This window comes from Thioalkalivibrio sp. ALJ2 (assembly GCF_000378325.1).
Taxonomy (GTDB): Bacteria; Pseudomonadota; Gammaproteobacteria; order Ectothiorhodospirales; family Ectothiorhodospiraceae; genus Thioalkalivibrio.
In genome coordinates this window covers 291,310-317,182 of record NZ_KB899555.1, presented here as the reverse complement: position 1 = coordinate 317,182, position 25,873 = coordinate 291,310, and the positions used below count along the sequence as shown (strand labels likewise).

Annotated in this window: 25 protein-coding genes and 1 other RNA gene; 9 read left to right on the top strand and 17 right to left on the bottom strand. The window is 67.3% G+C overall.

The features are described from left to right. Positions 1-103 precede the first annotated feature (103 nt). The gene (locus tag F468_RS0106745) at positions 104-1,561 is read left to right on the top strand and encodes a DNA polymerase Y family protein (protein WP_018994807.1); all 1,458 of its coding nucleotides are present in this window, start codon (positions 104-106) and stop codon (positions 1,559-1,561) included. A 30-nt stretch (positions 1,562-1,591) separates the two neighbouring features. Here the strand turns inward: F468_RS0106745 and F468_RS0106740 are convergent, their stop codons facing one another. From F468_RS0106740 to F468_RS0106710, 7 genes are all read right to left on the bottom strand, one after another. Next, positions 1,592-2,599: an NAD-dependent epimerase gene (locus tag F468_RS0106740; protein ID WP_018994806.1), complete on the bottom strand. Its 1,008-nt coding sequence runs from the start codon at positions 2,597-2,599 to the stop codon at positions 1,592-1,594. 152 nt (positions 2,600-2,751) lie between these two features. Beyond that, positions 2,752-3,009, bottom strand: a complete 258-nt coding sequence (gene minE, locus F468_RS0106735; protein WP_018137595.1) for a cell division topological specificity factor MinE — start codon at positions 3,007-3,009, stop codon at positions 2,752-2,754. 2 nt (positions 3,010-3,011) lie between these two features. After that, complete coding sequence (minD, locus tag F468_RS0106730) at positions 3,012-3,821, bottom strand: septum site-determining protein MinD (RefSeq protein WP_018137596.1); 810 nt, start codon at positions 3,819-3,821, stop codon at positions 3,012-3,014. A 67-nt stretch (positions 3,822-3,888) separates the two neighbouring features. Beyond that, positions 3,889-4,668 carry a septum site-determining protein MinC gene (gene minC / locus F468_RS0106725; RefSeq protein WP_051068161.1) on the bottom strand — a complete coding sequence of 260 codons (780 nt, stop codon included), beginning with the start codon at positions 4,666-4,668 and terminating at the stop codon, positions 3,889-3,891. A 150-nt stretch (positions 4,669-4,818) separates the two neighbouring features. Beyond that, a complete protein-coding gene (locus F468_RS0106720; protein WP_018994805.1) occupies positions 4,819-5,592 on the bottom strand; it encodes a DUF1295 domain-containing protein in 774 nt (257 codons plus the stop codon). Between the two features lie 5 nt (positions 5,593-5,597). Continuing rightward, a complete protein-coding gene (locus tag F468_RS0106715; RefSeq protein ID WP_018994804.1) occupies positions 5,598-6,635 on the bottom strand; it encodes a cyclopropane-fatty-acyl-phospholipid synthase family protein in 1,038 nt (345 codons plus the stop codon). 65 nt (positions 6,636-6,700) lie between these two features. Then, positions 6,701-10,378 (bottom strand): hydantoinase B/oxoprolinase family protein, encoded by a 3,678-nt coding sequence (locus F468_RS0106710; RefSeq protein ID WP_026296504.1) that lies wholly within the window; start codon positions 10,376-10,378, stop codon positions 6,701-6,703. Between the two features lie 93 nt (positions 10,379-10,471). On the opposite strand from F468_RS0106710, the gene F468_RS0106705 reads away from it, so the two are divergent. Together F468_RS0106705 and F468_RS0106700 are read left to right on the top strand one after the other, a co-directional pair. Then, positions 10,472-11,599: a metal-dependent hydrolase gene (locus F468_RS0106705; RefSeq protein ID WP_018994802.1), complete on the top strand. Its 1,128-nt coding sequence runs from the start codon at positions 10,472-10,474 to the stop codon at positions 11,597-11,599. Positions 11,600-11,613: 14 nt separating this feature from the next. Beyond that, complete coding sequence (locus tag F468_RS0106700; RefSeq protein WP_018994801.1) at positions 11,614-11,931, top strand: hypothetical protein; 318 nt, start codon at positions 11,614-11,616, stop codon at positions 11,929-11,931. 296 nt (positions 11,932-12,227) lie between these two features. Here the strand turns inward: F468_RS0106700 and dapB are convergent, their stop codons facing one another. Both dapB and prmB read right to left on the bottom strand, forming a co-directional pair. Next, the gene (gene dapB, locus F468_RS0106695) at positions 12,228-13,022 is read right to left on the bottom strand and encodes a 4-hydroxy-tetrahydrodipicolinate reductase (RefSeq protein WP_018994800.1); all 795 of its coding nucleotides are present in this window, start codon (positions 13,020-13,022) and stop codon (positions 12,228-12,230) included. Positions 13,023-13,065: 43 nt separating this feature from the next. Beyond that, positions 13,066-13,953 carry a 50S ribosomal protein L3 N(5)-glutamine methyltransferase gene (gene prmB / locus F468_RS0106690; RefSeq protein ID WP_018994799.1) on the bottom strand — a complete coding sequence of 296 codons (888 nt, stop codon included), beginning with the start codon at positions 13,951-13,953 and terminating at the stop codon, positions 13,066-13,068. A gap of 78 nt (positions 13,954-14,031) precedes the next feature. Between prmB and asd the strand changes: the two genes are divergently transcribed. Beyond that, a complete protein-coding gene (gene asd / locus F468_RS0106685; RefSeq protein WP_018994798.1) occupies positions 14,032-14,886 on the top strand; it encodes an archaetidylserine decarboxylase in 855 nt (284 codons plus the stop codon). Positions 14,887-15,685: 799 nt separating this feature from the next. Here asd and orn read toward each other — a convergent pair. Further along, positions 15,686-16,252 (bottom strand): oligoribonuclease, encoded by a 567-nt coding sequence (gene orn / locus F468_RS0106680; RefSeq protein ID WP_018138496.1) that lies wholly within the window; start codon positions 16,250-16,252, stop codon positions 15,686-15,688. A 138-nt stretch (positions 16,253-16,390) separates the two neighbouring features. On the opposite strand from orn, the gene F468_RS0106675 reads away from it, so the two are divergent. From F468_RS0106675 to rsgA, 3 genes are all read left to right on the top strand, one after another. Next, a complete protein-coding gene (locus tag F468_RS0106675) occupies positions 16,391-16,696 on the top strand; it encodes a cytochrome c (protein ID WP_018138495.1) in 306 nt (101 codons plus the stop codon). Then, a complete protein-coding gene (locus F468_RS0106670; RefSeq protein ID WP_018138494.1) occupies positions 16,689-17,024 on the top strand; it encodes a 4a-hydroxytetrahydrobiopterin dehydratase in 336 nt (111 codons plus the stop codon). The genes F468_RS0106675 and F468_RS0106670 overlap by 8 nt, the downstream gene beginning before the upstream one ends. Positions 17,025-17,099: 75 nt before the next feature. Further along, on the top strand, positions 17,100-17,945 hold the full coding sequence (gene rsgA / locus F468_RS0106665; RefSeq protein ID WP_018994797.1) for a ribosome small subunit-dependent GTPase A: 846 nt from the start codon (positions 17,100-17,102) through the stop codon (positions 17,943-17,945). A gap of 10 nt (positions 17,946-17,955) precedes the next feature. On the opposite strand, the gene F468_RS0106660 is transcribed toward rsgA, so the two are convergent. From F468_RS0106660 to ffs, 6 genes are all read right to left on the bottom strand, one after another. Next, entirely contained in the window at positions 17,956-18,777 is an 822-nt protein-coding gene (locus F468_RS0106660; protein ID WP_018175488.1) for a hypothetical protein, read from the bottom strand. A gap of 104 nt (positions 18,778-18,881) precedes the next feature. Continuing rightward, positions 18,882-19,226: a histidine triad nucleotide-binding protein gene (locus F468_RS0106655; RefSeq protein ID WP_012983218.1), complete on the bottom strand. Its 345-nt coding sequence runs from the start codon at positions 19,224-19,226 to the stop codon at positions 18,882-18,884. Positions 19,227-19,304: 78 nt separating this feature from the next. Beyond that, positions 19,305-19,895 carry a recombination mediator RecR gene (recR, locus tag F468_RS0106650; protein WP_018138491.1) on the bottom strand — a complete coding sequence of 197 codons (591 nt, stop codon included), beginning with the start codon at positions 19,893-19,895 and terminating at the stop codon, positions 19,305-19,307. A gap of 36 nt (positions 19,896-19,931) precedes the next feature. Beyond that, positions 19,932-20,258, bottom strand: coding sequence for a YbaB/EbfC family nucleoid-associated protein (locus tag F468_RS0106645; protein ID WP_018138490.1), 327 nt, complete (start codon positions 20,256-20,258; stop codon positions 19,932-19,934). A gap of 35 nt (positions 20,259-20,293) precedes the next feature. Beyond that, complete coding sequence (dnaX, locus tag F468_RS0106640; protein WP_018994796.1) at positions 20,294-22,054, bottom strand: DNA polymerase III subunit gamma/tau; 1,761 nt, start codon at positions 22,052-22,054, stop codon at positions 20,294-20,296. Positions 22,055-22,140: 86 nt separating this feature from the next. Next, positions 22,141-22,237: signal recognition particle sRNA small type (gene ffs, locus F468_RS14145), an RNA gene on the bottom strand. Between the two features lie 245 nt (positions 22,238-22,482). On the opposite strand from ffs, the gene F468_RS0106635 reads away from it, so the two are divergent. Next, the gene (locus F468_RS0106635) at positions 22,483-23,232 is read left to right on the top strand and encodes a glutathione peroxidase (protein ID WP_018138488.1); all 750 of its coding nucleotides are present in this window, start codon (positions 22,483-22,485) and stop codon (positions 23,230-23,232) included. Positions 23,233-23,407: 175 nt separating this feature from the next. Then, complete coding sequence (gorA, locus tag F468_RS0106630) at positions 23,408-24,808, top strand: glutathione-disulfide reductase (protein WP_018138487.1); 1,401 nt, start codon at positions 23,408-23,410, stop codon at positions 24,806-24,808. A 153-nt stretch (positions 24,809-24,961) separates the two neighbouring features. On the opposite strand, the gene F468_RS0106625 is transcribed toward gorA, so the two are convergent. Then, positions 24,962-25,594 (bottom strand): porin family protein, encoded by a 633-nt coding sequence (locus F468_RS0106625; protein ID WP_018994053.1) that lies wholly within the window; start codon positions 25,592-25,594, stop codon positions 24,962-24,964. Between the last annotated feature and the right edge of the window lie 279 nt (positions 25,595-25,873).

Below are 25,873 nucleotides of genomic sequence, written 5' to 3'. Positions count from 1 at the left end.
GCACCAGGCAGCACTGATTCCGCCCTCGATTGCACCCTCGGAGCATCCAGCGGAGTCCGGCCCTGCCCCACGGATCGGACCACGCTCAGCAAACGAACAGTGGATGGCGGTCGAGCTGCCGCACCTGGCGCTGGAGACCCTGGCGCGTGCCGAGGCAGACCGTTCACGGCTGACCGAACGCCCCCTGCTGGTGGTCGAGGCCGGCGCCGCTCCACGCGTGCATGCCGCTAATCGCGCCGCGCGCCGCACCGGGGCCCGACCGGGCATGGCGCTGGCCGATGCCCTTGCCATCCTCGACACCCCGGAACTCGTCGAGCACGACCCGCAGGCCCAGACCGCGCAGATCGCCATGCTGGCCGGCGTGCTGCTGCAGTTCTCCGATCACGTGCACCCGGAGCCGGAGGCCCGGCGCATCCTGCTGGAGGTCGGCCGCAGCCGGCGCCTGTTCGGCGGGCTCGCCGCCCTGCGGGAACGGGTGCGGGGCACCCTGGAGGGACTGGGCTTCCACCCGCGCATCGGCCTGGCACGCAGTCCGGCCGCCGCTCGCCTGCTGGCCACCCTGCGTAATCCCGCGATCCCCGAAGATAGCGAGGCCCTGCGCCGCACCCTGTCACCGGTCCCGCTGGAGACCCTGCCGCTCTCCGCCGCGACCCGGGAGGGCCTGCGGGCCATCGGCCTGCGCCAGCTCGGCGACCTGCTGCGGCTGGCGCGCCCCGAACTCGCGCGCCGCCACGGCCCGGAGTTGCTGGCACTGCTGGATCGGCTGCTGGGGCGGCGCACGGAGACCCTGCCGCGCTTCGACCCGCCCCCGGAACTGGACCTGTCGCTACGCCTGGAACACGAGATTCATGCGACCGAGGCCCTGGCCTTCCCGCTCAAGCGCCTGCTGCGCCAGGCCGAGGCCCAGCTGCGCGGCCTGAACCGCAGCCTGCAGGGTATGACGCTGGAGTTGAAGCATCGCGAGGCGCATGCACGTATTACCTCCTCTACCCGAATAACGCTGGAGCGCGGCCACCCCGGTATCCGCGCCGAGGACTGGCTGCCCCTGTGGCAGACCCGGCTGGAACGCGAGGCCCTGCGCGCCCCGATCATCGGTCTGCGCCTGCGCGCCACGCGGCTGCTGGACCCGCCCGCACAGGGCGCCAGCCTGCTGGCCGAGACCCCGGGCCACCCGCCGCCGGATGCACAGTTGCCGGCCGTGCTGGCCCGCCTGAGTGCCCGCCTGGGCGAGCAGGCGATCGTCCGGCTGACCGCAAGCGGCATCCCGCGTCCCGAGGCCGCCCAGGACGCGCGGCACGATCTCGACTCGGCGGCGACCTCGCCCCCACTGCCGACACCCGCACAAAAAACCTGCGGCACGGCGCTCTGGCTACAGGACCCGCAGCCGGTCCCGCCCCCGCTGCATACGCACGGGCTGGGCCGGCTGGAGGATGGCTGGTGGGACCGCGGGCAGGATGTGCGCCGCGATTACGCAGTCGCACGCGACCGGCAGGGGCGCAGGCTGTGGCTGTACCGCTGCCTGCGCAGCGGCCAGTGGTTCCGGCAGGGGTACTGGGGGTAGCGCGCCAGTACGGCGCGCCCGGGTTACTGATCAGACGCGGTAGTACTCGCGATACCACTCGACAAAGCGGGCGATACCGTCTTCCACCGCGGTCGCGGGGGCATAGCCCACGTCCTCGCGCAGGGCCTCGACATCGGCGTAGGTGTCCGGCACATCGCCCGGCTGCAGGGGCAGGAGGTTTTTCTCGGCCTTCTTGCCCAGACAGTCTTCCAGCACCTCGATGTAGCGCATCAGCTCCACCGGCTCGTGGTTGCCGATGTTGTACAGCCGGTAGGGGGCCGCACTCGTCGCCGAGTCGGGCTCGGCCCCGGTCCACGCGGGATTGGACCGTGCCGGACGGTCCAGCGCACGGATCACGCCCTCGACGATGTCGTCGATGTAGGTGAAGTCGCGGCGGTGATGGCCGTAGTTGAAGACGTCGATCGGCTCGCCCGCCAGGATCTTCCGGGTGAACAGGAACAGCGCCATGTCCGGCCGGCCCCAGGGGCCGTAGACGGTAAAGAAGCGCAGGCCCGTCACCGGGAGCTGGTACAGATGCGCATAGGTATGCGCCATCAGCTCGTTGGCCTTCTTGCTCGCGGCGTAGAGGCTCAGCGGGTGGTCGACGTTATCGTGCACCGAGAACGGCATCGTGGTGTTGGCGCCGTAGACGGAGCTGGAACTGGCGTAGACCAGGTGCTCCACGCCGTTGTGCCGGCAGCCCTCCAGGATATTGCCGAAACCGACCAGGTTGGTGTCGACATAGGCCGCCGGGTTCTCCAGCGAGTAGCGCACCCCGGCCTGAGCCGCCAGGTTGACCACCCGTTCCGGGCGATGCTCGCGAAACACCCGCTCCATCGCCGCGCGGTCGGCGATGTCCTCGCGGACCTCGGTATAGCTCGGGTGGTCCTGCGTGCGCGCCAGGCGTGCCTCTTTCAGCGAGACATCGTAGTAGTCGTTGAGGTTGTCGACGCCGATGACCTCGTCGCCCCGCTCCAGCAGGCGCAGGGAGAGGGCGCTGCCAATAAAACCGGCGCTGCCGGTGACCAGGATTCTCATGGACGGATCATGTGCCTTATGCCGATGTTAAGCCGATGGAGGCCGGGGCAACCCGCCGTAGGAGGCCAGCCCTCTAGCCGATGGGGGCCGGGTCTGGCTCCCCATCGCTCAGGGGGCTGAGCTCCTACAGCGAGAGACGGGCTGAACATATGCTAGCCCCGATCGTCGGGCAGGGTGATATTCAACTCCAGCACCTCGCAGTCGCCCTCGCGGTCGACGTTCATCTGCACGGCGTCGTCGTTGACCTTCACGTACTTGCGGATGACCTGCAGCAGTTCCTGCTGCATCGCGGGCAGATAATCCGGCCCGCCCCGGGCCGCACGTTCGCGCGCCACGATGATCTGCAGGCGTTCCTTGGCAACACTGGCGCTTTTCTGCCGCGGCTGGCGGAAGTAGTCGAAGATGCCCATGGTCAGCCCCCGAACAGGCGTCCGAAGAAGCCCTTCTTCGGTACATCGACAAAGCGAAGCGGGCGCTCCTCGCCCAGGAAGCGATCCACTGCATCCTGGTAGGCCTGACCGGCGTCGGATTCCTCGTCCAGCACCACGGGCTGGCCGGCATTCGAGGCGTTCAGCACGGCCTGCGACTCGGGGATCACACCCAGCAGGTCGATGGCCAGGATCTCACCCACGTCCTCGATACTGAGCATCTCGCCGCGCGCGGCGCGCTCCGCGGCATAGCGGGTCAGCAGCAGGCGCCCCTGGATCGGCTCGCCGCCCTGTTCCACCTGCCGGGTCTTGCTGGCGAGGATACCGAGGATGCGGTCGGAGTCACGCACCGAGGAGACCTCGGGGTTGGTGACGACGATGGCCTCGTCAGCAAAGTAGGCCGCCATCAGCGCGCCCCGCTCGATACCGGCCGGGCTGTCGCAGATGATGTACTCGAAGTCCTCGGACAGCTCGTTCAGCACGCGTTCCACGCCTTCCTGGCTCAGGGCATCCTTGTCGCGCGTCTGCGAGGCCGGGAGGATGTACAGGTTGTCCGCGCGCTTGTCGCGGATCAGCGCCTGTTTCAGGTTGGCGTCGCCATTGATCACGTTGACGAAGTCGTACACCACACGGCGCTCGCAGCCCATGATCAGGTCCAGGTTGCGCAGACCGACGTCGAAATCGATCACGGCCGTCTTGTGGCCGCGCAGGGCCAGACCGGTGGCGATCGCGGCAGAGGTGGTGGTCTTGCCGACCCCGCCCTTGCCCGAGGTAATCACTACGATGCGTGCCATGGTGGCTGCTTCTCCTTGGTCGTCGTGCGAGGGCATGTGCAAGGCCGAGCGGCCCCACGCCGCTCGCTCAGATTTCAGCGATCTTGAGGCTTTCGCCCGCGAGTGTCACCAGCCGGTTCTCGCCGCGCTCGGACTCGGCGATATCCTCGGCCACCCGGTAATGTCCCGCGATAGACAAAAGCTCTGCATCCAGTCGCCGGCAGAAGATCCGAGCCGTCTCCAGGCCCCGCACGCCGGCGAGTGCCCGCCCGCGCAGAGGACCCAGCACATGGATGTGGCCATCCGCGAGCAGTTCAGCACCGGCGGACACCGCCCCGGTCACCAGCAGGTCGCCGCCGCGGGCGTAGATCTGCTGCCCGGAACGGACAGGACGATCCACCACACGGGTCGCGCTGTGGACCGCGGGGGCGGCCTCGGCCAACCTGTCCGCGGATTTCTTGCCCTTCTTGCTCGGCGCCGGCTCCGGCGGCTCGCCTTCATCCAGGGGCACCTCGCCACTGGGCGCGCCACCGCGGCCACCCAGTTGCAGCACGGGCAACACATCGAATAGCTCGGAATAGCTCTGCAGACGCTCGGCGACCTCGCCGGCATGCAGGCCGATCAGCTTGAAGCCCTCGGCGCGTACCTGCTCGATGGTCGCTTGCAGGTCGCTCTCGGGGGCCTCGGCCACCGGCTCGAGGTCCAGCACGATGGGCATGTCGCGCATCAGATCCGGGGCCTGTTCACGGTGTGCGATCAGCTGCTCGCCGAGTTGCCGGGGGTCAGTCTGGAACACCCGCAGCACCGACACCAGCATCATGCGCCCTTTCAGTTCAATGGTCTGGACGGGACTCGGCGTAGCGCTCATGCGTGCGTAGGGCCCTGCTGTGAGATCGGCGATCGGGAAACACGGCCTCCGACGCGCGTCGGAACACCGGAAAGATGCGCGCTTTATAGCGCGGACGGGGAAAGCACAGCAAGGGAGTACCACCGAAATCGGCGGCGGATCCGTGTTTCCTTAAGATCGTGGCGGACCCGGGATCAGCGTATTGGTGCGCCGCGCATAGTCCGCATAGCCCGGCCGCGAGGCATGCAGACGTTTTTCCAGTAACGTGACGCCCGACACACGCAGGATCAGCACGATCATCAGGATCGCCGAGGGCACCGCCCACCAGCCCCCGGCGGCCAGCGCGAGCAAGCCGTAGCCCACCCAGACGACGATCTCGCCGAAGTAGTTCGGGTGCCGACTGTAGCGCCATAAACCCTGGTCCATGACCTTGCCCCGCCTTGCAGGATCGCCCCGGAAGCGCGCCATCTGCGCGTCCGCGACCGATTCATACAGCGTGCCCAGCACCCAGACCGCCACGCCCAGCGCCGCCAGCGGCCACCAGATGCTTGCGGCATTCGTCACCGCCAGCATCGGCAGGCCGATTACGGCCACCAGCGCACCCTGCAGCCAGAAGATCGTGACCAGGCTGCGCGCGGCGAAGGCCCGGTCCGACAGCCCCTCGCGCATGTCGGTATAGCGCCCGTCCTCGCCATGGCCCCAGTTGCGCCAGGTAATGAACAGCGACAGCCGCAGACCCCACACCAGCACCGGGATCGCGATCCAGAGGCCCTGCGACGGCCAGCCCGCAAGCCCCCACCAGACCAGCGTCACGACCACGAAGCCCAGCCCCCAGTAACGGTCGACCAGGCTGGCGTCGTGGCGCCATACGCTGCCGGCCCAGACCAGGGTCATCAGGCCCATGCTGGCCAGAAGCCCCCAGAGAAACGCCATCAGTGTCTCCATCGCGATCAGTCTCCCGGCCGTTCGAACAGCACATGGGAGACGAACCACTCGTCGCCGCCGCCGTAGTCGAACAGCTCCGCGCAGGCCATGTAGAAGATCCGCCAGCGCTGGCACCAGAGTGCCGCCTGCTGTGCACCATAGGCCGTCTCGAACAGGGGCATCAGCGTGTCGCGGGCACGATCCTGGCGGGCCAGCCACGCATTGAGCGTGCGGGCATAGTGCTGCCCACCGACGCGCCACTGGCGGATCACACGCAGGTCCTCCTGGAAGTGCCGCGCGAGGTCGTCCGACGGCATCAGGCCGTCGCGGAAGAAATACCGCCCCATCCAGTCGTGCTCGCCCTCGGACTCGAACACATACGCGTGTTCGCGATGGGCGAACACATGCATGAAGAAGCGCCCGCCGGGATTGAGCCATCCGGCAATGCGCCGCAGCAGTTCCGGCCAGTTGCGCATGTGCTCGAACATCTCGATCGAGACCGCCCGGTCAAAGCCCGGCGACGGCGGGGCGAACGTGTTCATGTCCGCGGTCAGGACCTCGAGATTGGCGAGCCCGAGGTCATCGCGGCGGGCCTCGATAAAGGCCCGCTGGGTATTGGAGTTCGAGACGGCCGTAATCTCTGCGCCAGGGTACTGCTCGGCCATCCACAGCGACAGCGACCCCCAGCCGCAGCCCAGTTCCAGCACCCGCTGGCCATCGGCAATCCCGGCGCGCTCGCAGGTCAGGTGCAGCATCGCCTCTTCGGCCGCATCGAGGCTGTCGACGCCCTCCGGCCACCAGGCGCTGGAGTACTTGAGGCGCGGGCCCAGGCAATGCTCGAAATAAGCGGTGGGGATCTCGTAGTGCTGCTCGTTGGCAATATCGGTGGACAGGGCAACGGGAGAAGCGCGCATGGATTCGATCAGGGCGTAGCGCCGCTCCATGGTCTCCTCGGCCGTGCCGGAGACCTCTGCCAGGCGCTCCGCCAGCAGCAGGCGGATCCCCGCACGCACCAGCATATCCGGCACGCGTCCCTGCTCCGCCCATTTCATCATCTGCTGCATGCCGCATCTCCCCCTGAGTCCCAGATGGACCCCGGGAAATGTGCCCGGTTCCCGCGATTCAACGCCTACGCATCGCTGCGACGGTCTCCGTAGCCACCGCCGCCGGGTGTGCGTATCTCGATCGCATCCCCTGGCTCTACATGGCGGCGATCGCAGGCGGACATCGGTTCGCGCGTGCCGTCGGCGCGCAGGATCGCATCATCCCCCGTCGCACCCGGCCCGCCACCGGCGATCCCGAACGGCGGCACCCGGCGACGGTTGGACAACAGCACGACCTCCATCGCCTGGTCGAACCCGAGCCGGCGGATCACCCCATCACCGCCCGGATAATGCCCCTGCCCCCCTGAGCCGCGGCGGTAGGCGAAGCGCTCCACCCGCACCGGGAAGCGGCTCTCCAGCACCTCGGGGTCGGTCAGCCGCGAGTTGGTCATGTGGGTCTGCACCGCGCTGGCCCCGGCGTAACCCGGCCCCGCGCCGGCCCCGCCGGCGATCGTCTCGTAGTACTGGTAGTCGGCATTGCCGAAGGTCAGGTTGTTCATCGTGCCCTGGGCCGCCGCCTGCACCCCCAGCGCCCCGAACAGGGCATCGGTGACCACCTGCGAGGTCTCGACATTGCCGGCCACCACCGCGGCGGGCGGCGCCGGGTTCAGCAGGCCGTCCTCCGGAATGACCAGGTCGACCGGCGTCAGGCAGCCATCGTTCAGCGGGATCGCATCCTCCAGCAGGGTACGCAGTACATACAGCACCGCCGCGCGCACGATGGAGCTCGGCGCGTTGAAGTTGTCCCCGCGTACCGCGCTGGTACCGGTGAAGTCGATGCGCAGGCGCCGGTCGGCGGGATCGGGGGCGACCTGTACCCGCACCTCGGCGCCGTTGTCCATCGCATACGCGAACGTGCCGGCCTCGAGCTGCGGGATCAGCCGTTCCACCGCCTCGGCCGCGTTGTCCAGCACGTGGCCCATATAGGCTGTCACCATGGCCGCGCCGTACTCATCCAGGAGCCGGCCCAGCTCCTCCAGTCCCTTGCGGTTGGCCGCGACCTGGGCCTCGAGATCGGCGAGGTTCTGATCGGGGTTGCGCGTCGGCCACGGCCCCTCGCCCAGCAGCGCGCGCATGCGGTCGCTGTCGAATACCCCGTCGCGCACCAGCCGGGTGGGCGGGATCAGCACGCCCTCCTCCTCAAGGCATGTGGAGAACGCGGGCATGGAGCCCGGGGTAATGCCGCCGACATCGGCGTGATGCCCGCGCGAGGCGACGAAGAACGCGGGGGCACCGGCCGCTGCAGACGGGTCTTCGGTCACCTGTTCACCCCCATCCAGGAACACCGGCGTGACCACGGTGATGTCCGGCAGGTGGGTGCCGCCGTTGTAGGGGTCGTTCAGCACGAAGGCATCGCCCGGGCGCAGGTCGCCGGCGAACGCCTCCACCACCGCGCGCACGCTGGCCCCCATGGAGCCGAGATGAACGGGCATGTGCGGGGCATTGGCGACCAGACGGCCCTCGGTGTCGAACAGTGCACAGGAGAAATCCAGGCGCTCCTTGATGTTCACCGAGTGCGCGGTGTTGCGCAGGGTGAAGCCCATCTGGTCGGCGATCGCCATGAAGCGGTTGTTGAACACCTCCAGCAGGATCGGATCGCGCGGGACGGCCTCGGGGCTTGTTGCCGCCGCGCCCGGACGCCGCGCGCTGCCCCGCTCGCGATCCAGCCGCAGGGTCCCGTCCGCCTCGATGCACCCGGCCCAGCCGGGCTCCAGCACCAGCGTCGCGGTCGGCTCGATCACGATGGCCGGACCGGCCAGGGTCATGCCGGGCTGCAGGGATTCCCGCCGGTACAGCGGCACATGGCGTTGGTCGCCGTCGATGACCATCGCGACCGTATCCGCCTCCGGCGCAGGCCCCTGGGCCGCCGCTGCCGCCATGCGCTCCGGTGCGGTCTCCCTCGGGGCGGCGATCGCCTCGGCCGTCGCGATCGCCACCACCAGCTCACGATCCGGCGGGGCAAAGCCGTAGCGCGCGCGGTAGGCCTCGGCAAAGGCCGCCATCAACGCCGCGGGCTCGCCCGCCGGGACCTCCAGCGCGGTGTCCGAACCGGCCAGGCGCAGATGCAGCCGCCGCTCGATGCGCATGTCCGCTGCTGCCACGCCCTGATCCGTCAGCGCGGCGCGGGCAGCCGCGACCTGTTCCGCCAGGGCGGACTCGATCGCCCCGGCATGCGGCTCGTCCAGCGGCCACTCCAGGCTGCGTTCGCGCAGGGCGCGCAACTCGCCCAGCCCCATGCCGTAGGCGGACAGCACGCCACCGAGCGGATGAAACAGGATATGCCGCATGCCCAGCTGCTCCGCCACGCGGCAGGCGTGCTGCCCCCCGGCGCCCCCGAAACAGACCAGCGCATAACGCGAGACGTCATGCCCGCGCTGCACCGATATGGTCTTGATCGCCTGGGCCATATGCTCCACCGCGATCTGCAGCGCCCCCTCGGCCAGACTCTCCGGGGTCGCGGGTTCCCCGGTCGCGGCCGCCACCGCGGCGGCCAGCTCCGCGAACTGTCGGCGCACCGGCTCCGCATCCAGTGGCCGGTCGCGATCCGGCCCGAACACCGCCGGGAAGTACTCCGGGCGCAGCCGCCCCAGCAGCAGGTTGCAGTCGGTCACGGTCAGCGGCCCGCCCTGGCCGTAGCAGGCAGGTCCGGGCTGGGCGCCGGCGGACTCCGGTCCCACGCGCAGACGGATGCCATCGAAGCGGCAGATCGATCCGCCCCCGGCCGCGACCGTATGGATATCGAGCATGGGCACACGCAGCCGCGCACCGGCCACCTCGCTCTCCTGGCGGCGCTCCAGCGCCCCCGCCAGATGCGCGACATCGGTAGAGGTGCCCCCCATGTCGAAGGTGATCAGGCGTTCGAAGCCGAGCGGACCGGCGGTCTTGAGTGCCCCGACGATCCCCCCGGCCGGCCCCGACAGGATCGCGTCGCGCCCGCGAAACCGGGCCGCGTCCACCAGCCCGCCATGCGACTGCATGAACCGCAGGGGTACACGGCCCAGCTCACCCGCCACCTGTTCGACATAACGGCGCAACACCGGCGAGAGATAGGCGTCGACCACCGTGGTTTCGCCGCGCGGGACCAGCTTGATCAGCGGGCTGGTCGCGTGGCTGGTCGCGACCTCGGCGAACCCCAGTTCGCGCGCCAGCGAGGCGATCGCCTGCTCGTGCGCCGGATAGCGATAGCCATGCAGGCAGACGATGGCCACACACCGGATGCCGTCCGCCAGCGCCGCCTGCAGCCGCGGCCTCAGCGCGTCCAGATCGACCGGGATGAGGACCTCGCCGGCCGCATTCACCCGTTCGTGCACCGGCTCCACCCGTGCGTAGACCGGGGACGGCAGGTGGATCTCGCGGGCGAAAAGATCGGGGCGCGCCTGATGGCCGATCGCCAGCGCATCCTCCAGCCCCTCAGTGATCACCAGGAGTGTGGGCTCCCCCTTGCGCTCGAGCAGGGCGTTGGTGGCCACGGTCGTGCCCATGCGCACCTCGTGTACCACGCCCTCCGGAATGGGTGCTTCGGCCGGGAGCTCCAGCAGATCGCGAATACCCTGCACGGCCGCATCGCGGTAGGCCTCCGGGTTCTCCGACAGCAGTTTGCGGGTGTGCAGGCGCCCCGCCGGATCACGTGCGACCAGGTCGGTGAACGTCCCGCCCCGGTCCACCCAGAAATGCCAGTCTTTCGCCGCTGTGGCTTGAGTCATGTCCACCGCTCTGGTTTGATCGCCCGAACTCGCGCCCCGTGACCCGGTCGCAGGCTCGTAATTCACGGGCCTTAAACAAAGGAATTATCGCGCATGGACCCCATTACCCACGCCAGTCTCGGCGCCGTGATCGGCGGCCTCACCCTCGGCTCCCGCCTGGGGCGCAAGGCCGTGGTACTGGGCGCCGGTGTCGCGCTGCTGCCCGACCTGGACGCGTTCATAGCTTACGGGGACGCGGTATCGGAGTTCATCCACCACCGGGGCTTTACGCACTCCTGGCTGGTGCAGTTGCTGGTGGCCACCGGCGTCGCGGGGCTGCTCGCCAAGGTCCCGGCAACGCGGGAAATCGGCTTTGGCCGCTGGTGGCTGTTCTTCTTCCTGATCTGGGCCACCCACTCGCTGAACGACCTGCTGACCACCTACGGCACCCAGGTACTCTGGCCATTGCCAGTCGGCCCCCTGTCCACGGGCTCGATCTTCGTGATCGACCCGTTCTACACCCTGCCGCTGCTGGTCGCGGCGATCGGCGCGCTGTTCTACCGCTTCGCCCCGCGCCTGCTGGTCGCCGGGCTCGTACTCTCGACCGTCTATGCCGGCTCCGGCCTGGCATTGAAAGCCTGGATCGACCACCGCATCCAGCCCGTGCTGGCGGCGATGGAGCTGGAAGAGCAACCGCGAATGGTCCAGCCGACCCCGTTCAACCTGCTGCTGTGGCGTGTCACCGTGATCAACGGCGACGAGTTCCTGGATGCCTGGGTCGGCATCTTCGACGACCCGATCCGACCCGACTTCGAACGCTTCGAGCGCGGTGACCCGGAGCTGCGCGAAGCCGCGCTGGCCCTGGACGACGGGCAGCGCCTGCAGTGGTTCTCCGGCGATTTCCTGCGCTTTCATCGTGCCGCGCGCGACGCGGGCCCCGACCGGCTCGTGGTCACCGACATCCGCCTGGGGGTCCCCGGCTTCTTCCCGTTCGGCTTCGAGATCGCGGAGGAGCGCAACGGCGACTGGGAGCCCATCACCTCGCGCCAGGTCGGCGAACTCCCCCGGCGCGACAGCCTCGACGCCCTCGGCGGCATGCTGCAGCGGATTGTCGATCCCGAGGGCGCGCCCTGCATTATGGACCTGGGCGATCCGGCCTACGCGATCACCGAGCCGCCCCCGCGCTGCCGCATGGGTGGCCGCACATCGCCTCCCGCCGGGGGCGCGCACGACATGCCGTGAGCCAGGACGAAGCCATGACGCCCGGGGTGCCCGGCCCGCCACCGGCCTGCGGGCTGTGCGGCCGGTCGATGGACGACCTGACGCGGCATCACCTGATCCCGCGCAAGCAGCACCGCCGCAAGCGCATCCGGCGCCTGTTCAGTCGGAGCGAGCGCGAACAGCGAATCCTCTGGGTCTGCCGCCCCTGCCACGACCACATCCACAAGCAATTTGACGAGCAGACCCTGGCCGAGCGCCTGAACACCGCGGAGGCCCTGCTCGCCGAGCCGGTCGTGCAGGACTTCGTCGTCTGGATCGCGCGCCACCCGCCCGGCTTCAAGCCGCGCAGCTAGGGAGACGCTGACTTAATCGCACGTCCGCGCTCGAGTCGCTTTTGCGTGCGAACAAGGCGCGGTGACTGCCGTGCAGTCATTCTGCACAAAGGAGCCGCAACGCTGTGCGCGCGCAAAAGCGGCCGAGCCCCTGCGTTCAATGGCTTGTGGGGTTGGTGCCCCCTGTTCCCCGATCCTTCGTTGCGCCGCTTGCGGGTAGAACCACTACCCGCTGCGCGACGCGCCTTGTCTCGGAAAACAGGGGGCACCAACGCGGACGTGCGATTAAATCAGCGTCTCCCTAAAGCAGCTGGATCTTAGAGCTCCCGCAGCCCCAGTACGTCCTGCATGTCGTACAGGCCGTGTTCGGCACCAGCCAGCCATACCGCCGCACGCACCGCCCCCGAGGCGAAAATCCCGCGGTTGGAGGCCTTGTGGGTGATCTCGATGCGTTCCCCCTCGCCGGCGAACAGCGCGGTGTGTTCGCCCACGATGTCGCCGGCACGCACGGTCGCGAACCCGATGGTGCGCCGGTCACGCGCCCCGGTCTGGCCCTCGCGGCCGTAGACGGCGTCGTGCTCCAGGTCGCGCCCCAGGACCTCGGCCACCACCCGGCCGAGCTTCAGGGCCGTGCCCGAGGGGGCATCCACCTTGTGCCGGTGGTGCGCCTCGAGGATCTCGACATCCACGCTGTCGCCCAGGGCACGGGCGGCCAGCTCGACCAGCTTGAAGGTCAGGTTCACCCCGACGCTCATGTTCGGCGCATAGACGATGCGCATCGCCCCGGCCGCGGCTCGCAGCCGCTGCTCCTGCGCGGCATCCAGGCCCGTGGTACCGATCACCAGCGCCTTGCCGTGCGTACGGCACAGCTCCAGGTGCTGCATGGTCGCCTCAGGGCTGGTGAAGTCGATCAGGACATCGAAGTCATCGGCCACGGTCGCCAGGTCCTCGACCAGCTGGACCGAGGCCGCCGACCCCACGGAGGTACCGAGACGCTCGCTGCCCGGTCGTTCGCTCGCCGCCCCCAGCGTGCCTCCGGGGTGATCCTCGACGGCCTGCACCAGGTTCTGCCCCATGCGCCCGGCGGCGCCCGCCACTGCCACTCGAATCATTGCCGTGTTTCCTTCGTTTCTGTTCATTCCCAGCCCGCGAAGACTACGGAAGATCCCGGGCATACGCGAGGAAGACCCCGTGGCCACCGGATTCGAACTCCAGCCAGATCAGCGGCAGATCCGGGAAGGCCTCCTCCACCGCGGGCTGGCTGTTGCCGACCTCGACGATCAGCGCGCCGTCCTCGGTCAGATGGCGGCGCGCATCGGCCAGGATGCGGCGCACGATGTCGACCCCGTCCTCGCCCGCAGCCAGGCCCAATTCGGGTTCGTGGCGGTACTCTTGCGGCAGCTCGGCCATGTCGCGGGCATCAACATAGGGCGGATTGCTCACGATCAGGTCGTAGCGATCCTCCGTCCCCAGCGCATCGAAGACATCGGAGTGCCGCACCTGCACGCGGTCACCGACGCCATGGCGCTCGATGTTGCGCGCTGCGACGGCCAGCGCCGGTTCGGAGACATCGCTCAGATCGACCTGTGCCTGCGGCAGGGCCAGCGCCGTGGCGATACCGATGCAGCCGCCGCCCGTGCACAGATCCAGCACCCGCTCCACCGAATCGGCCTCGATCCACGGTTCGAAACCGACCGCGATCAGCTCCGCCAGGGGCGAGCGCGGCACCAGCACGTGTTCGTCGACAAAGAAAGGCAGCCCGGCAAACCAGGCCTCGCCGGTCAGATAGGCCGCTGGCTTGCGGGTCTCGATGCGCGTGCGCAGCACCGCAATCACCCGCGTGCGTTCGGCCTCGCTCAGGTTCGACGACCACCAGCTCTCGGGCAGATCCAGCGGCAGATGCAGCGTATGCAGCACCAGCCAGGCGGCCTCGTCGAAGGCGTTGTCCGTCCCGTGGCCGAAGCTCAGCCCGGCCGCGCGAAACTGGCTCGCGCCAAAGCGGATGAAGTCGCGCAGCGTGCGCAGTCCTGTGGTGGATTCCATTTGGGCCTTTCCCATTGGCGTGGGGGCCGTCATCATACCGGCTCGCTTTCGTCCCGTGCGCCCGAACCGAGTATTCCAATGAGTGCCCTAGACCCCTGGCTGGCCCGAGCTTCCCACCTGCTGCCGCAGCATGCGCTGTCGCGGGTGGTGCACCGCCTGGCCCGCATCGAGAGCCCGCGCGTTCAGCCACTGCTGCGCTGGTTCGTGCGCCAGTACGGGCTGAACATGGACGAGGCGGCGGAGCCCGACATCGCGGCCTACCCCAGCTTCAATGCCCTGTTCACACGGGCGCTGCGCGAGGACGCCCGCCCCCTGGCGGGTGGCGACAACACGGTCGTGAGCCCCGCCGACTCGCGGGTCAGCGCGGCCGGGCGCATCGAGGCCGGCCAGATCTTTCAGGCCAAGGGCCACCACTATACGGTGCGGGAGCTTCTGGGCGGGGAGGAAGACCTTGCCGAACCGTTTCGCCATGGCCATTTCGTAACGCTCTATCTGTCCCCACGGCATTACCACCGGCTGCACATGCCGTTGACCGGCACGCTGACCCACATGCTGCATGTGCCCGGCCGGCTGTTCTCGGTCGCGCCGCGCATCGTGCGCCATGTCCCGCGCCTGTATGCCCGCAACGAGCGCGTGGTGGCCTGCTTCGACACGCATTTCGGGCCGATGGCCGTCGCCCTGATCGGGGCCCAGAACGTCGGCTCGATCGAGACGGTATGGGCGGGCGAGGTGACGCCGCCGGCCGGACAGCCCTACAGCTGCAGCGAATACCCGGATCGCGAGATCACGCTCGAGCGCGGGGCCGAGATGGGGCGCTTCAACCTCGGCTCGTCGGTGGTGTTGCTGTTGCCGGATCATCCGCTGGAGCTGGGCGCGCACCTGACGCCGGAGACCGAGGTGCAGGTTCGCGGCGCCCTCGGCCGTTTCTACTAGCCTCCGCCTGCCGGCCGGTTTCCGCACCAGTGCCTTACTATGCAGCCCCGCCTGTGGTCAGTTGCCAACGCCGATGAGGCTGGGCCTGGTTCGGCATCCGGGGTTTACGTGCCTTCGGTCCGCATACTGCCGTGCGCTCACTCGCGAGCGCGCCGCGAGGTACTTTCTTGCTTGCCCAAGAAAGTACCCAAAGAAGGGCACCCGGATTCCGCCCGGGACCCTTCCGCAAGGGGCTTCATACGGGGGGATAAGGTCAAGACAACGGCTGGCCTGACGTTCGTGCCAATGGATGGAGGCAAGGTGTCCCGACATCCTGGGCACGCGCGGCCTGCGGCCCTGGCGTGCCGCGCCCGCCAGCGGGCGCCAGACCCCATCGTAGGATGTGATGAGCGCAGCGAATCGCATCAGGGTTGCCCCGACGTTGGAACGGTGCGGGAATTAGGACAGGTGCGGGAACACCGTCGGTTTTGACTTTCCCTCCCGATATGAGCCCCTTGTGGAGGGCGTGACAGGCCGGACGATTCATAATAGACACGGGGCGCTGACTGTCTGAGCGAAGCCAAAGGCGCAGCGAGTTTCAGCGCCGCCGGCCTGGCGCGCCCGGAGCAAGGTTCCTGGGCGAATCCCGGGCGTGTTTCTTGGTTACTTCTTTGCACGAGCAAAGAAGCCCGTTTTTGATTAACAACGGACGCGGCGCGCTCGCGAGTGAGCGCTTGGCGGGCGGCGGACCGAAACCACCGTAAACACTGAAAGACGAACCAGGCCCAGCCTGAACGGCGCAGGGCGCGACGAAGCGCGATCAGTCGTGGGCGGCGGCGGGCGGCAGCTGGATGAAGTGTTCGCGGTAGACGCGAAGTTCGTCGATGGAGTCGCGGATGTCCTGCAACGCCTGGTGCGAGGCGTTCTTCTGCAGCTTCGAGAGCACGTCGGGGGCCCAGCGTCGGGCCAGCTCCTTGAGCGTGGAGACGTCCAGGTTACGGTAGTGGAAATAGGCCTCCAGCTCCGGCATCAGGCGCGCCATGAAACGCCGATCCTGACAGATCGAGTTCCCGCACATCGGCGAGGCCCCTTTCGGCACATAGTCGGACAGGAAGTCGATCGTCTCGCGTTCGGCGGCGGCCGCGTCCGTACTGCTGTGGCGGATGCGCTCGATCAGGCCGGAGGCCCCGTGCGTGCGCCGATTCCATTCGTCCATCGCATCCAGCACGTCGGCGGGCTGGTAGATCGCGAGGACCGGGCCCTCCGCCAGGATGTTGAGTTCCTTGTCGGTGACGATGGTGGCCACCTCGATGATTCGGTCGTTCTGGGGATCCAGGCCGGTCATCTCGAGATCGATCCAGATCAGGTTTTCGGCGCTCGCTGCCATGCCCGCTCCTTTCCTGTGCGCTCAAAGTCTATCATCATGGTCCAGGATGACGTTGTCCGTTTTGCTCACCTGCAACGCGGCCAAGGTCTCGGGGGCCATACGGCCCCGCCGGATCCATTCCCCACAAAGGAGGGAATCATGCGACTGATCATCTCAAGCCTTGCGGCCCTGGGCCTCGGTTTTTCGCTGGGCACCGCCCAGGCCGACGACATCCAGAAGGGCAAGAACCTGCATCAGGACAACTGCATCAGCTGTCATGCCGACATGGTCGGTGGCGACGGTACGGACCTGTACACGCGCGACAACCGGATCGTTGGCGACTATGACCACCTGGTCCGGCAGGTGAACAACTGCAACGCACAACTGGGCACCAACTGGTTCGACGACGAGATCGAGGCGGTGGTGGCCTACCTGAACGCGGAGTACTACCAGTTCGATGAGTGACCTGAAGACCAAGCACTGCCAAGCCTGTGAAGGGTTCACCGAGCCGATGTCGCGCGCGGACGCCGAGCGCGGCCTCGGCCAGCTGGACAGCCACTGGGGCATCGACGAGGCCGGCCGCAGCATCCAGCGCGGCTTCAAATTCAAGAACTTTCACGAGACGATGGCGTTCGTGAACGCGGTGGCCTGGATCGCCCATGTCGAGGATCACCACCCGGACATGGCGGTCGGCTACAACCGTTGCTCGGTGCAATTCTCGACGCACGCGGTGGGTGGCCTGACGGAGAACGACTTGATCTGCGCCGCCCGCATCGATGCGCTCTTTGACTAACAGCGTGACCAGCACGGCACCGGCTGGTCCGACCTCTTGAGCCGGGTCGGCCGGGTTCACGCCCGCCACAACCAGATGGCCGACATCGCAGCGCCGGCGAACGCGGTGCCGCGCCGCATTCGGCTGCACCGCCGGGTGAAGGATCTCGCCTGCGGTGATCGCGTGGAGATGGATGCGACCGGCGAGCAGGTTCAGCGGCGCCTGGCCCGGGACAATACCTTGGTGCGCCAGGACGGCTTTGGCCGGCGCAAGGTCATCGCGGCCAACATCGACACCGTCTGGATCGTGATCGCGCCCTCCCCGATGCCGGCGCGGTACTTGATCGACCGTTTCCTGGTTGCGGTATACAACCTCCCCGCACAGCCACGGATCCTGGTGAACAAGCAGGACGCGGGACCCGCCAACACGGGGGACTGGCTGGCCCCTTACGCTCACCTGGACCTTGACCCCCTGCATGTCAGCGCCCGCAGTGGGTACGGGCTGTCCGCCCTCGCCGAGGCCGCCCGGGGGCATACCAACATCCTGATCGGACAGTCCGGGGTGGGCAAATCCTCGCTGATCGCCGCGCTGCTGGAGCGCCACGGCAGCGGTGATATCAAGCTTCCGGAAACGGGAGATCTCGCGGTGTCCGGCGAGGGCCGCCACACGACGGTCACGGCACAGTGGTATTCATTGACAGGGGGTGGCGCCTGGATCGACTCGCCGGGCGTGCGCGACTTTACGCCGGAACTGGAATCCATCGATGCGCTGGTGCGCGGGTTTCCGGATATCGAAGCGCTTGCCGACAATTGCCGATTTCGCAATTGTCGGCACCAGTCCGAACCCGGCTGCGCGGCAAGGGAGGCCGTCGATCAAGGCACCCTGCCCGTGGCACGGCTCGAGGCCTGGACCGCCCTGCTGGGGACGCTGGAGAAACGCTAGGGGAAGGCGACTAGAACGTCAGCCCCATCTCCACGCCGACCACCGACGACGAAGAGTCGCGGGTACTCTCGAAATCGAGGCGATCGGACATCCAGTCGCTTGAGGTGTTCAGCGAGTAGTCGTCGTAATACAGGCTCAGCGACAACTCGGACTGATTCTGCAGGCGCAGGCGACTGTCGAGGCTGAGATACCCCGCGCTGCGACCCAACTCGCGATGACGGCCCCCGTAGCCGAAGCCGAGGGCATCGTCTCCACTCGTCAGTGACTGGCGCACGCCGACACGGAACTGGCTGTCAAAGCGGCCAGACCCGGACGCAAAGGTGGGGCCGAAGCTGAGGTCGGTGAAATAGGCCGTGGATTCAGTCTCCGGGCCCAGGTCCGACCAGCCCGGACGAGTCTCCATACCAACCCCCAGGTTCAAGCCATAACCAAAGCCCGCGCCCAGCTGCTGGTGGTAAGCCCCTTCCACCTCGAACAGGCGGCTGGAGAGGACGCCCATGCCGGTCTCGTCACCCGGAAGGCCACCAGTGGTCTCGGTGCGCAGCGTCAGTTGATAGCGCCAGTCGCGACTCGCCGAGGCGGGTTCCGGATCGGTCATCGGCAGGACGTTGGGCGCGGAGCGGGCAGAGCCACCGATCGGCTCCATGCCCACCGGGTCCACCACGGTCCCGCTCTCGGATTCGTACTCGGCTTCTTCATCGACGCGATCCGGCCCACCAAGCGTCGACTCGGTGCTGGTGGGGGTATACGTCAGGGAATAGCGATCGTCGGCATGCGCCACACTGGTGGCGGCCACTCCGAACAAGACGGCCAGTGCCAGCGCGACCGGCACACGCGCAGGCGCCAGCTGCGGGCTGTTGCCCCGCGCTGCTTGCCTGGCTTCACCGTGATGATTCCGTCGCGTCACGCCGTATCGTCCGTGTTGTGTTGTCTCGATCAGCCCGGGGGCCAGCTCAGCGCGCGACCGCCCAGTACGTGCATGTGTACATGGTAGACCGTTTGCCCGCCGTCTTGGTTGCAGTTCATCACGGTTCGATAACCGTTTTCCGCAAATCCGCGATCGCGTGCAATCTGTGCCGCCACGTGCGCCATGTGCCCAATCACCGGGGCCGTCTCGGCGGTCAGTTCGTTCAGGGTGGCGATGTGCTGTTTCGGGATCACCAGCACATGCGTCGGGGCCTGAGGATTCAGGTCTTCAAAGGCCAGGACCTGGTCGTCCTCGAACACGACCTTCGCCGGGATCTCCCCCGCGACGATCTTGCAAAAGATGCAGTCAGCCATCTTGTTCTCCTAAACGACGCGCGGGTTTATATCAGGAAACGGTAATGCATTCAATGCATCCCGAAAACCTGATCCCGATCAGTAATCGCGGCGCCCCGACAAGGCATGCGCCAGGGTCCCCGCATCGATGTACTCGAGCTCGCCCCCGGTCGGCACGCCCTGCGCGATGCGCGTAGCGCGAATGCCGTGGCGCGCCGCCATTTCAGCGAGGTAGTGCGCGGTGACCTCGCCCTCGACCGAGGTATTGGTCGCCAGGATCAGCTCGCGTACGCCCTCTTCCTGCAAGCGCGTCTCCAGCTGATCCAGCCCCAGCTCTTCGGGACCAATGCCATCCAGCGGCGACAACCGCCCGAGCAACACGTGGAAACGGCCGGCAAAGTCGGTCGCCGACTCGATGGCCATCACATCGCCCGGGCTCTCGACCACGCAGATCACGCCCGGGTCGCGCTCGGGATCCGCGCAGCGAGGACATACCTCTGCGGTAGTCAGCGTGCGGCACACTTGGCAGTGCCCGACGCGCTCGACCGCCTGATCGACGGCCCGTGCCAACCGGCGCGCACCGTCGCGGTCGCGCTCCAGCAGGTGCAGCGCCATACGCCGCGCGGACTTGGCACCGACACCCGGCAGGCAGCGCAGCGCCTGCACCAGTTCGTCGAGTTCAGCGTCCATCGCGCGCAGCGCCGGTTCCGACCCAGGGAGACGCGATCAGAACGGCAGCTTCATCCCGGCCGGCAGGCCCATACCTTCGGTCAGGCTGCCCATGCGCTCCTGGGTGGTGGACTCGACCTTCTGCACGGCGTCATTGATGGCCGCGGCCACCAGGTCCTCGATCATGTCGCGGTCGTCCTCCAGCAGGCTGGGGTCGATCTTGACCCGGCGCACCGCGTACTTGCCGGTCATGAGCACACTCACAAGACCGCCGCCTGCCTGGCCCTCGATCTCCATTTCGGCCAGCTCCGCCTGCATCTTCTGCATGTCTTCCTGCATCTTCTGGGCCTGCTTCATCAGGCCACCCATGCCACCTTTCATCATGATTTCGCTCTCCTGCCCTGCGCCTTGCGCAGGGGTTATCGTTCAATCGATTGCGACGCGGACGGCTCATCACCCGCACGGTCCTCGCGAATGCGTACCGCGCCCAGTTCGGCCCCGAAGGCCTCGCCCAGGGCCTGTACCACCGGATCCTCGCGCATCGCCGTTTCGGCGCTAGCCTGACGTTCCGCTGCGTCTGCCGCAAGCCGTGCAGCGGGCGTGGCCTGCGAGGGCTGTGTCTGGTCGACAATCTCCAGCCGCACCGAGTGCCCGAGGCGTTTCTCCAGGGCCTCCTTCAGGCGCGTACGGGTTCGATCGGTATAGAGCGTACCCGGGGCTACGGCGATCACGACGCTTTCGTCATCCAGTTGCTGCAATTCGCCATGCAGCGCGAGTTCGCGCACCGTGCCGGTCGGCAGACCTTCGGCAAAGCGATGCCAGTCAAAGGGCCCGGAATCCGGCTCCGGGGGCATGACAGGCTTGGCATCCCGGGGTGGCGGCGTAGACTCGGCCGGCCCGGTATCCGGGCCGGGATCCGGCTCGCGCACCCGCTCCTGAACCCGCTCGCGCGGCGGCTCCGGGATGGGGGGCGGAGCCGACCGCGCCGTGGTGTCGGGCCGGGCCGGGGCCGAACCCGCACTCGGGCCAGCTTGCGGTGCGGCCGGGGCCCCGCCCTGGCGCTCGACGGGCACGACCCCTTCGCCGGGCCCTTCCGGCCGAAAGGCCAGCAGACGCAACAGGGTCATCTCCACGCCCATCTGCGCATCCGGCGCCCAGGGCAGATCGCGGGCTCCATGGATCAGGATCTGGTAGGTCAGCTGCAGGGTTTCCGGATCCACCCGAGCTGCGGTCTCGCGCGCCCAGCGTTCGGCGGCATCGTCACCGTCCGCGCCGGCGGCACTGCGAACCAGCTGCTCCACGGCCACGCGATGCACCAGGGCCGCCAGCTCGTCCAGCAGGCGGGACCAGTCAGGCCCCAGCCCCGTAAGTTCCTGCAAACCCTGCATCAAGCCCGGACCATCACCGGAAAACGCCGCGTCCAGCAGGCCGGTCAGGCGGGTTCGCGGCAGCAGGCCCAGCATGTCGCAGGCATCGGACTCGGTCAGGCGATCGCCGCCGTAGGCGATGGCCTGGTCAGTCAGGCTCAGCGCGTCGCGCATGGAACCCTCGGCCGCCTCGCCCAGGCGCAGCAGCGCGCCCGGTTCGGCCTGCAAGCCTTCGGCCTCGAGGATGCGCGTCAGGTGCTCGGCGATCAGCGCCGGCGGCATCGGCTTGAGATTGAACTGCAGGCAGCGCGACAGCACGGTGACCGGCAGCTTCTGCGGATCAGTCGTGGCGAGCAGGAACTTCACGTGATCCGGCGGCTCTTCCAGCGTCTTCAACAGGGCGTTGAAGCTCTTCTCGGAGAGCATGTGCACCTCATCGATCAGGTACACCTTGAAACGCCCCGCCGTCGGGGCATAGGAGACGTTGTCCAGCAGCTCGCGGGTGTCGTCCACGCGGGTACGGGACGCGGCATCGACCTCGATCAGGTCCAGATGCCGGCCCTCGGCGATCTCCACGCAGGAACGGCACTCACCGCAGGGGGTCGGGGTAACACCCGTCTCGCAGTTCAGACAGCGCGCGAGGATGCGGGCGATCGTGGTCTTGCCCACGCCGCGCGTCCCGGCGAACAGGTAGGCATGGTGCAGACGATCCCCGCTCAGGGCATTGGCCAGAGCACGCACCACATGCGGTTGCCCGACCAGGTCCTCGAAACGACCGGGACGCCACTTGCGGGCCAGAACCTGGTGACTCATGCCTCCCCCGTCAGTGCAGTCTTTCGCGAGCCCGCGTGCGGGGCCATCACCGCAGGAGTCGGGGCCGCAGGGAAAAGGGTGGTGGCCCGCACCCGCCACACCCCGGCGCCCGACGCAGCTGCTACCGTTGCTCCCTTCCGGGCCTGGCGGGATTCACAACCTGTCGTCGCGAGGGGACTGATACGGACCACCATAACGCGGTCCTCGAATCGAGGCGAACTCGAATCGGGGTGGCAAGCTTCCGGGTTTGGCCGGGTGACGTCAAGCATACACAATAGCCGAAAACTAATGACACAATAGAAACATAAAACTGGATCAATCGATGGCCAGGCCTTACCTTGGGTCCCGTAGCCGGGAACTACCCCGGCCGAAAAGAAATCTTCATCCCTGACTGACAAGCAAGCGCCATTTAATTAAGGAGAGTATTTATGGAACTCGAAAATCGCGAAGGCCAGCGCGTCCCGGAAGTCACCTTCCGCTGCCGCAAGGACAACGACTGGAACGACGTACGCTCGGAAGACCTGTTCAAGGGTCGCAACGTGGTCGTTTTCGCCCTGCCGGGCGCGTTCACCCCGACCTGCTCCTCGGCCCACGTGCCGCGCTACAACGAGCTGGCGCCGGTGCTCAAGAAGCACGGCATCGACGAGATCGTCTGCATCTCGGTCAATGACGGCTTCGTGATGGAGGCCTGGCAGGCTGACCAGCAGGCCGACCGCGTGACCTTCATCGCCGACGGCAACGGCGAGTTCACCGAGCAGATGGGCATGCTGGTCGACAAGAGCGACCTCGGCTTCGGCCACCGCTCCTGGCGCTACTCCATGCTGGTGCGTGACGGTGTGATCGAGAAGCAGTTCATCGAGCCGGACGAGCCGGGCGACCCCTTCGTGGTCTCCGACGCCGACACGATGCTCGCCCACGTCGCCCCGGACGCGGCCTGCCCCGAAGACGTGGTCGTCTTCACCAAGCCCGGCTGCCCGTACTGCGCCAGTGCCAAGGAGATGCTCGAGAACGCCGGTCTCGACTACGAAGAGATCGTGCTGGGCCGCGACGCCAGCCTGCGCAGCCTGCGCGCCGCCACCGGTGCGATGACCGTCCCGCAGGTATTCGTGGGCGGCCACCGCATCGGCGACTCGGAAGATCTCCAGGAGTGGATCTCCCGCGAGAAGAAGGCGGCGTAACCCCGCCTGCCGGGTCGGGTCCTTGTGACCCGTCCCCGGTGGTCACCCTGTGGGGTGGCCATCCGTGTCCGGATGCCCGCACAGGCGGACGTCCGGACACGGATGGCAGACCCTGGCGACCGCGCGGAACGCGGTCGTTATGTACCATTTTCACCGAACCCTTCGAGGAACCGACATGGAACACTACGACATCATCGTGATTGGCGGCGGCAGTGGCGGCTTGGCCGTGGCGGAACGCGCCGCCCCGCACGGCGCGCGCGTCGCCGTGTTCGACCCGAAACCGCTCGGCGGTACCTGTGTGAACGAAGGCTGCGTGCCGAAAAAGCTCACCTGGTATGCCGCCGAGCATGCTGCGCAGGCCCGTCAGGCGCACGAGTTCGGTGTCGATGTCGAGATCAAGGGCATCCGCTACACCGATCTGGCGAACCAGCGCCAGGCCATGCTGAAAGGCCTGAACCAGTTCTGGGCCGGGCACCTGGAGAAGCTGGGCGTGACCCACATCCCGGAACGCGCTCGCCTGACCGACAGGAACAAGGTGATCAGCGACAGCGGCACCGAATACACCGCCGAGCGGATCGTGCTGGCGATGGGCGGTGCCCCGATCGTGCCGCCGCTGGAAGGGGCCGAACTGGGCGCGACCTCCGACGACTTCTTCGAGTGGACCGAACTGCCGGAATCCATCGCCGTGATCGGCGCCGGTTACATCGGCCTGGAGATGGCCGGCATGCTGCGCTCCATGGGCGTGAAGACCGACGTGGTTGCGATGGAGGACCGCGTGCTGGAGATGTTCGACCCGATGGTCTCGCAGGCGCTTGATCAACACATGGAGTACCAGGGCATCGACCGCCACCTGGGCGTGAAGGTCGCCGGCCTGGGCGGCAAGCCCGGCGCCGTGACCGTCCAGCTCGAGGGCGGCCAGGAACTGGGCCCGTACGAGAAAGTGCTATGGGCCGTTGGCCGCAAGCCGGCCACCGCTGACATGGGGCTGGAAGACGCCGGTGTCAAACTGGCCCGCGATGGCACCGTCCCGGTGGATGAGTGGCAGGCAACCAGCGTCGACGGCATCTATGCCCTGGGCGACATCATAGGCAAGGGTCCGCTGACCCCGGTTGCCATCGCGGCCGGTCGCCGACTGGCAGATCACTGGTATGCCCCGGAGACGAACCCTGTGCCCGTGGACTACGACCAGATCCCGACGGTCACCTTTACCCACCCGACCGCCGGCATGGTCGGGCTGACCGAGCCGCAGGCCGTGGAGCGCTTCGGTGATTCAGTGCGCATCTACGAGACCCAGTTCGGCGGCCTGGACCGCGCCTTCGCCAAGGGCGAGGTGCCGCCCGTCGCGATGAAGCTGGTCTGCGCCGAAGAGAATGAAAAAGTCGTCGGCATCCACATGATCGGTGCCCATGTAGACGAGATGCTGCAGGGCTTTGCCGTGGCCGTGCGCATGGGCGCCACCAAACGCGACCTGGACCTGACCATTCCGCTGCACCCCACCAGCGCCGAGGAACTGGTGACCCTCAAGGAGGCCCGCCCGGGTCGCCAGCAGGGCCTGGCCAAGGCCAAGGCCGCTTGACAGGCAGCTGGTCGCAAACGGCAAAACGCCGCCCCTGTGCAAAGCGCCGGGGCGGCGTGCCTGTGTTGCCCAGGGCCATGGCGAAACGACCCGGCAAGCCGGATCGGCTTGCTCGCCGATACCCGCCAGGCTTGTATAGCGTCCTTCACTCCCCTAGAAGCGCCAGCCCAGCGACGCGGTAAAGGCGTCCATCTTGTAGTCGCTGTCGAAGTCATAGCGCTCGTATTCCGCGCGAATCATGAACGCGTTCAGATTGACCTGCATGCCGACACCATAGACCGGATCGAAACCGTCCTGACTGCGCAGCGTACGGCCCTCGTCTCCCAGGTTGCCGCGCACGTCCGCATCCCACTTGGCCGCGCCGACCTTCGCGAAGGCCTCTACATAGGGGCCAATCGGCAACTTCCCGAGCACACTGGCACCGTAGGCCGTCGAGCGGACGCTCGAATGGGCACCGTCCTGGTCGCCCCGCAGGTGCACCTCGCCCAGATCGGTATAGAAGCCCTCGACCGCGAGATAGCGATTGAAGTTGTAACCGACAAAGCCGCGCCAGACATTGTCGTCATCGTCGATGCTGTAGTCCGACGTCCCGGACCCAATAAAATCCGCGACCTCGTCGCTGTCATTCTTCAATGAACTGAACCCCGTACCCAGACCCATATACAGGCCTGTGGTGCGGTCGCGCTCCTGCGTCGTACGGTCACGGTCCTGCTGTGCAAGCGCACTCTGGGAACCAAACAGGACGAGCGCCGATACTGCAACCCCGGCAGCCAGATAACGTTTCATCTTCATCTCCTTCTCATTTGCTAATCGTGCTTGAGGACGGCAAAGGAACGGAGATGATTCTTGATTCAATCCAGGCCCCATGGAAGGCGCAATGGTTGAACCGATTCATAATTACACCGATATCTACATGCCCCGGTCATCAATCATTGACAAAGCGCACACCCACTTTGACTCAGGTTAAGGAGAAAGTCAGGGATCAATCTAAAACGACCCATAAAAACAAAAAGGCTGGGGCGCGGATGACCACCCGCTCGTGGCCACCCGCGCCCCAGCCTTCTG

Coding starts and splice junctions, on each gene's coding strand:
- F468_RS0106745 (WP_018994807.1), top strand. CDS start 104: ATGGCGGTCGAGCTGCCGCACCTGGCGCTGGAGACCCTGGCGCGTGCC.
- F468_RS0106740 (WP_018994806.1), bottom strand. CDS start 2,599: ATGAGAATCCTGGTCACCGGCAGCGCCGGTTTTATTGGCAGCGCCCTC.
- minE (WP_018137595.1), bottom strand. CDS start 3,009: ATGGGCATCTTCGACTACTTCCGCCAGCCGCGGCAGAAAAGCGCCAGT.
- minD (WP_018137596.1), bottom strand. CDS start 3,821: ATGGCACGCATCGTAGTGATTACCTCGGGCAAGGGCGGGGTCGGCAAG.
- minC (WP_051068161.1), bottom strand. CDS start 4,668: ATGAGCGCTACGCCGAGTCCCGTCCAGACCATTGAACTGAAAGGGCGC.
- F468_RS0106720 (WP_018994805.1), bottom strand. CDS start 5,592: ATGGAGACACTGATGGCGTTTCTCTGGGGGCTTCTGGCCAGCATGGGC.
- F468_RS0106715 (WP_018994804.1), bottom strand. CDS start 6,635: ATGCAGCAGATGATGAAATGGGCGGAGCAGGGACGCGTGCCGGATATG.
- F468_RS0106710 (WP_026296504.1), bottom strand. CDS start 10,378: ATGACTCAAGCCACAGCGGCGAAAGACTGGCATTTCTGGGTGGACCGG.
- F468_RS0106705 (WP_018994802.1), top strand. CDS start 10,472: ATGGACCCCATTACCCACGCCAGTCTCGGCGCCGTGATCGGCGGCCTC.
- F468_RS0106700 (WP_018994801.1), top strand. CDS start 11,614: ATGACGCCCGGGGTGCCCGGCCCGCCACCGGCCTGCGGGCTGTGCGGC.
- dapB (WP_018994800.1), bottom strand. CDS start 13,022: ATGATTCGAGTGGCAGTGGCGGGCGCCGCCGGGCGCATGGGGCAGAAC.
- prmB (WP_018994799.1), bottom strand. CDS start 13,953: ATGGAATCCACCACAGGACTGCGCACGCTGCGCGACTTCATCCGCTTT.
- asd (WP_018994798.1), top strand. CDS start 14,032: ATGAGTGCCCTAGACCCCTGGCTGGCCCGAGCTTCCCACCTGCTGCCG.
- orn (WP_018138496.1), bottom strand. CDS start 16,252: ATGGCAGCGAGCGCCGAAAACCTGATCTGGATCGATCTCGAGATGACC.
- F468_RS0106675 (WP_018138495.1), top strand. CDS start 16,391: ATGCGACTGATCATCTCAAGCCTTGCGGCCCTGGGCCTCGGTTTTTCG.
- F468_RS0106670 (WP_018138494.1), top strand. CDS start 16,689: ATGAGTGACCTGAAGACCAAGCACTGCCAAGCCTGTGAAGGGTTCACC.
- rsgA (WP_018994797.1), top strand. CDS start 17,100: ATGGCCGACATCGCAGCGCCGGCGAACGCGGTGCCGCGCCGCATTCGG.
- F468_RS0106655 (WP_012983218.1), bottom strand. CDS start 19,226: ATGGCTGACTGCATCTTTTGCAAGATCGTCGCGGGGGAGATCCCGGCG.
- recR (WP_018138491.1), bottom strand. CDS start 19,895: ATGGACGCTGAACTCGACGAACTGGTGCAGGCGCTGCGCTGCCTGCCG.
- F468_RS0106645 (WP_018138490.1), bottom strand. CDS start 20,258: ATGATGAAAGGTGGCATGGGTGGCCTGATGAAGCAGGCCCAGAAGATG.
- dnaX (WP_018994796.1), bottom strand. CDS start 22,054: ATGAGTCACCAGGTTCTGGCCCGCAAGTGGCGTCCCGGTCGTTTCGAG.
- F468_RS0106635 (WP_018138488.1), top strand. CDS start 22,483: ATGGAACTCGAAAATCGCGAAGGCCAGCGCGTCCCGGAAGTCACCTTC.
- gorA (WP_018138487.1), top strand. CDS start 23,408: ATGGAACACTACGACATCATCGTGATTGGCGGCGGCAGTGGCGGCTTG.
- F468_RS0106625 (WP_018994053.1), bottom strand. CDS start 25,594: ATGAAACGTTATCTGGCTGCCGGGGTTGCAGTATCGGCGCTCGTCCTG.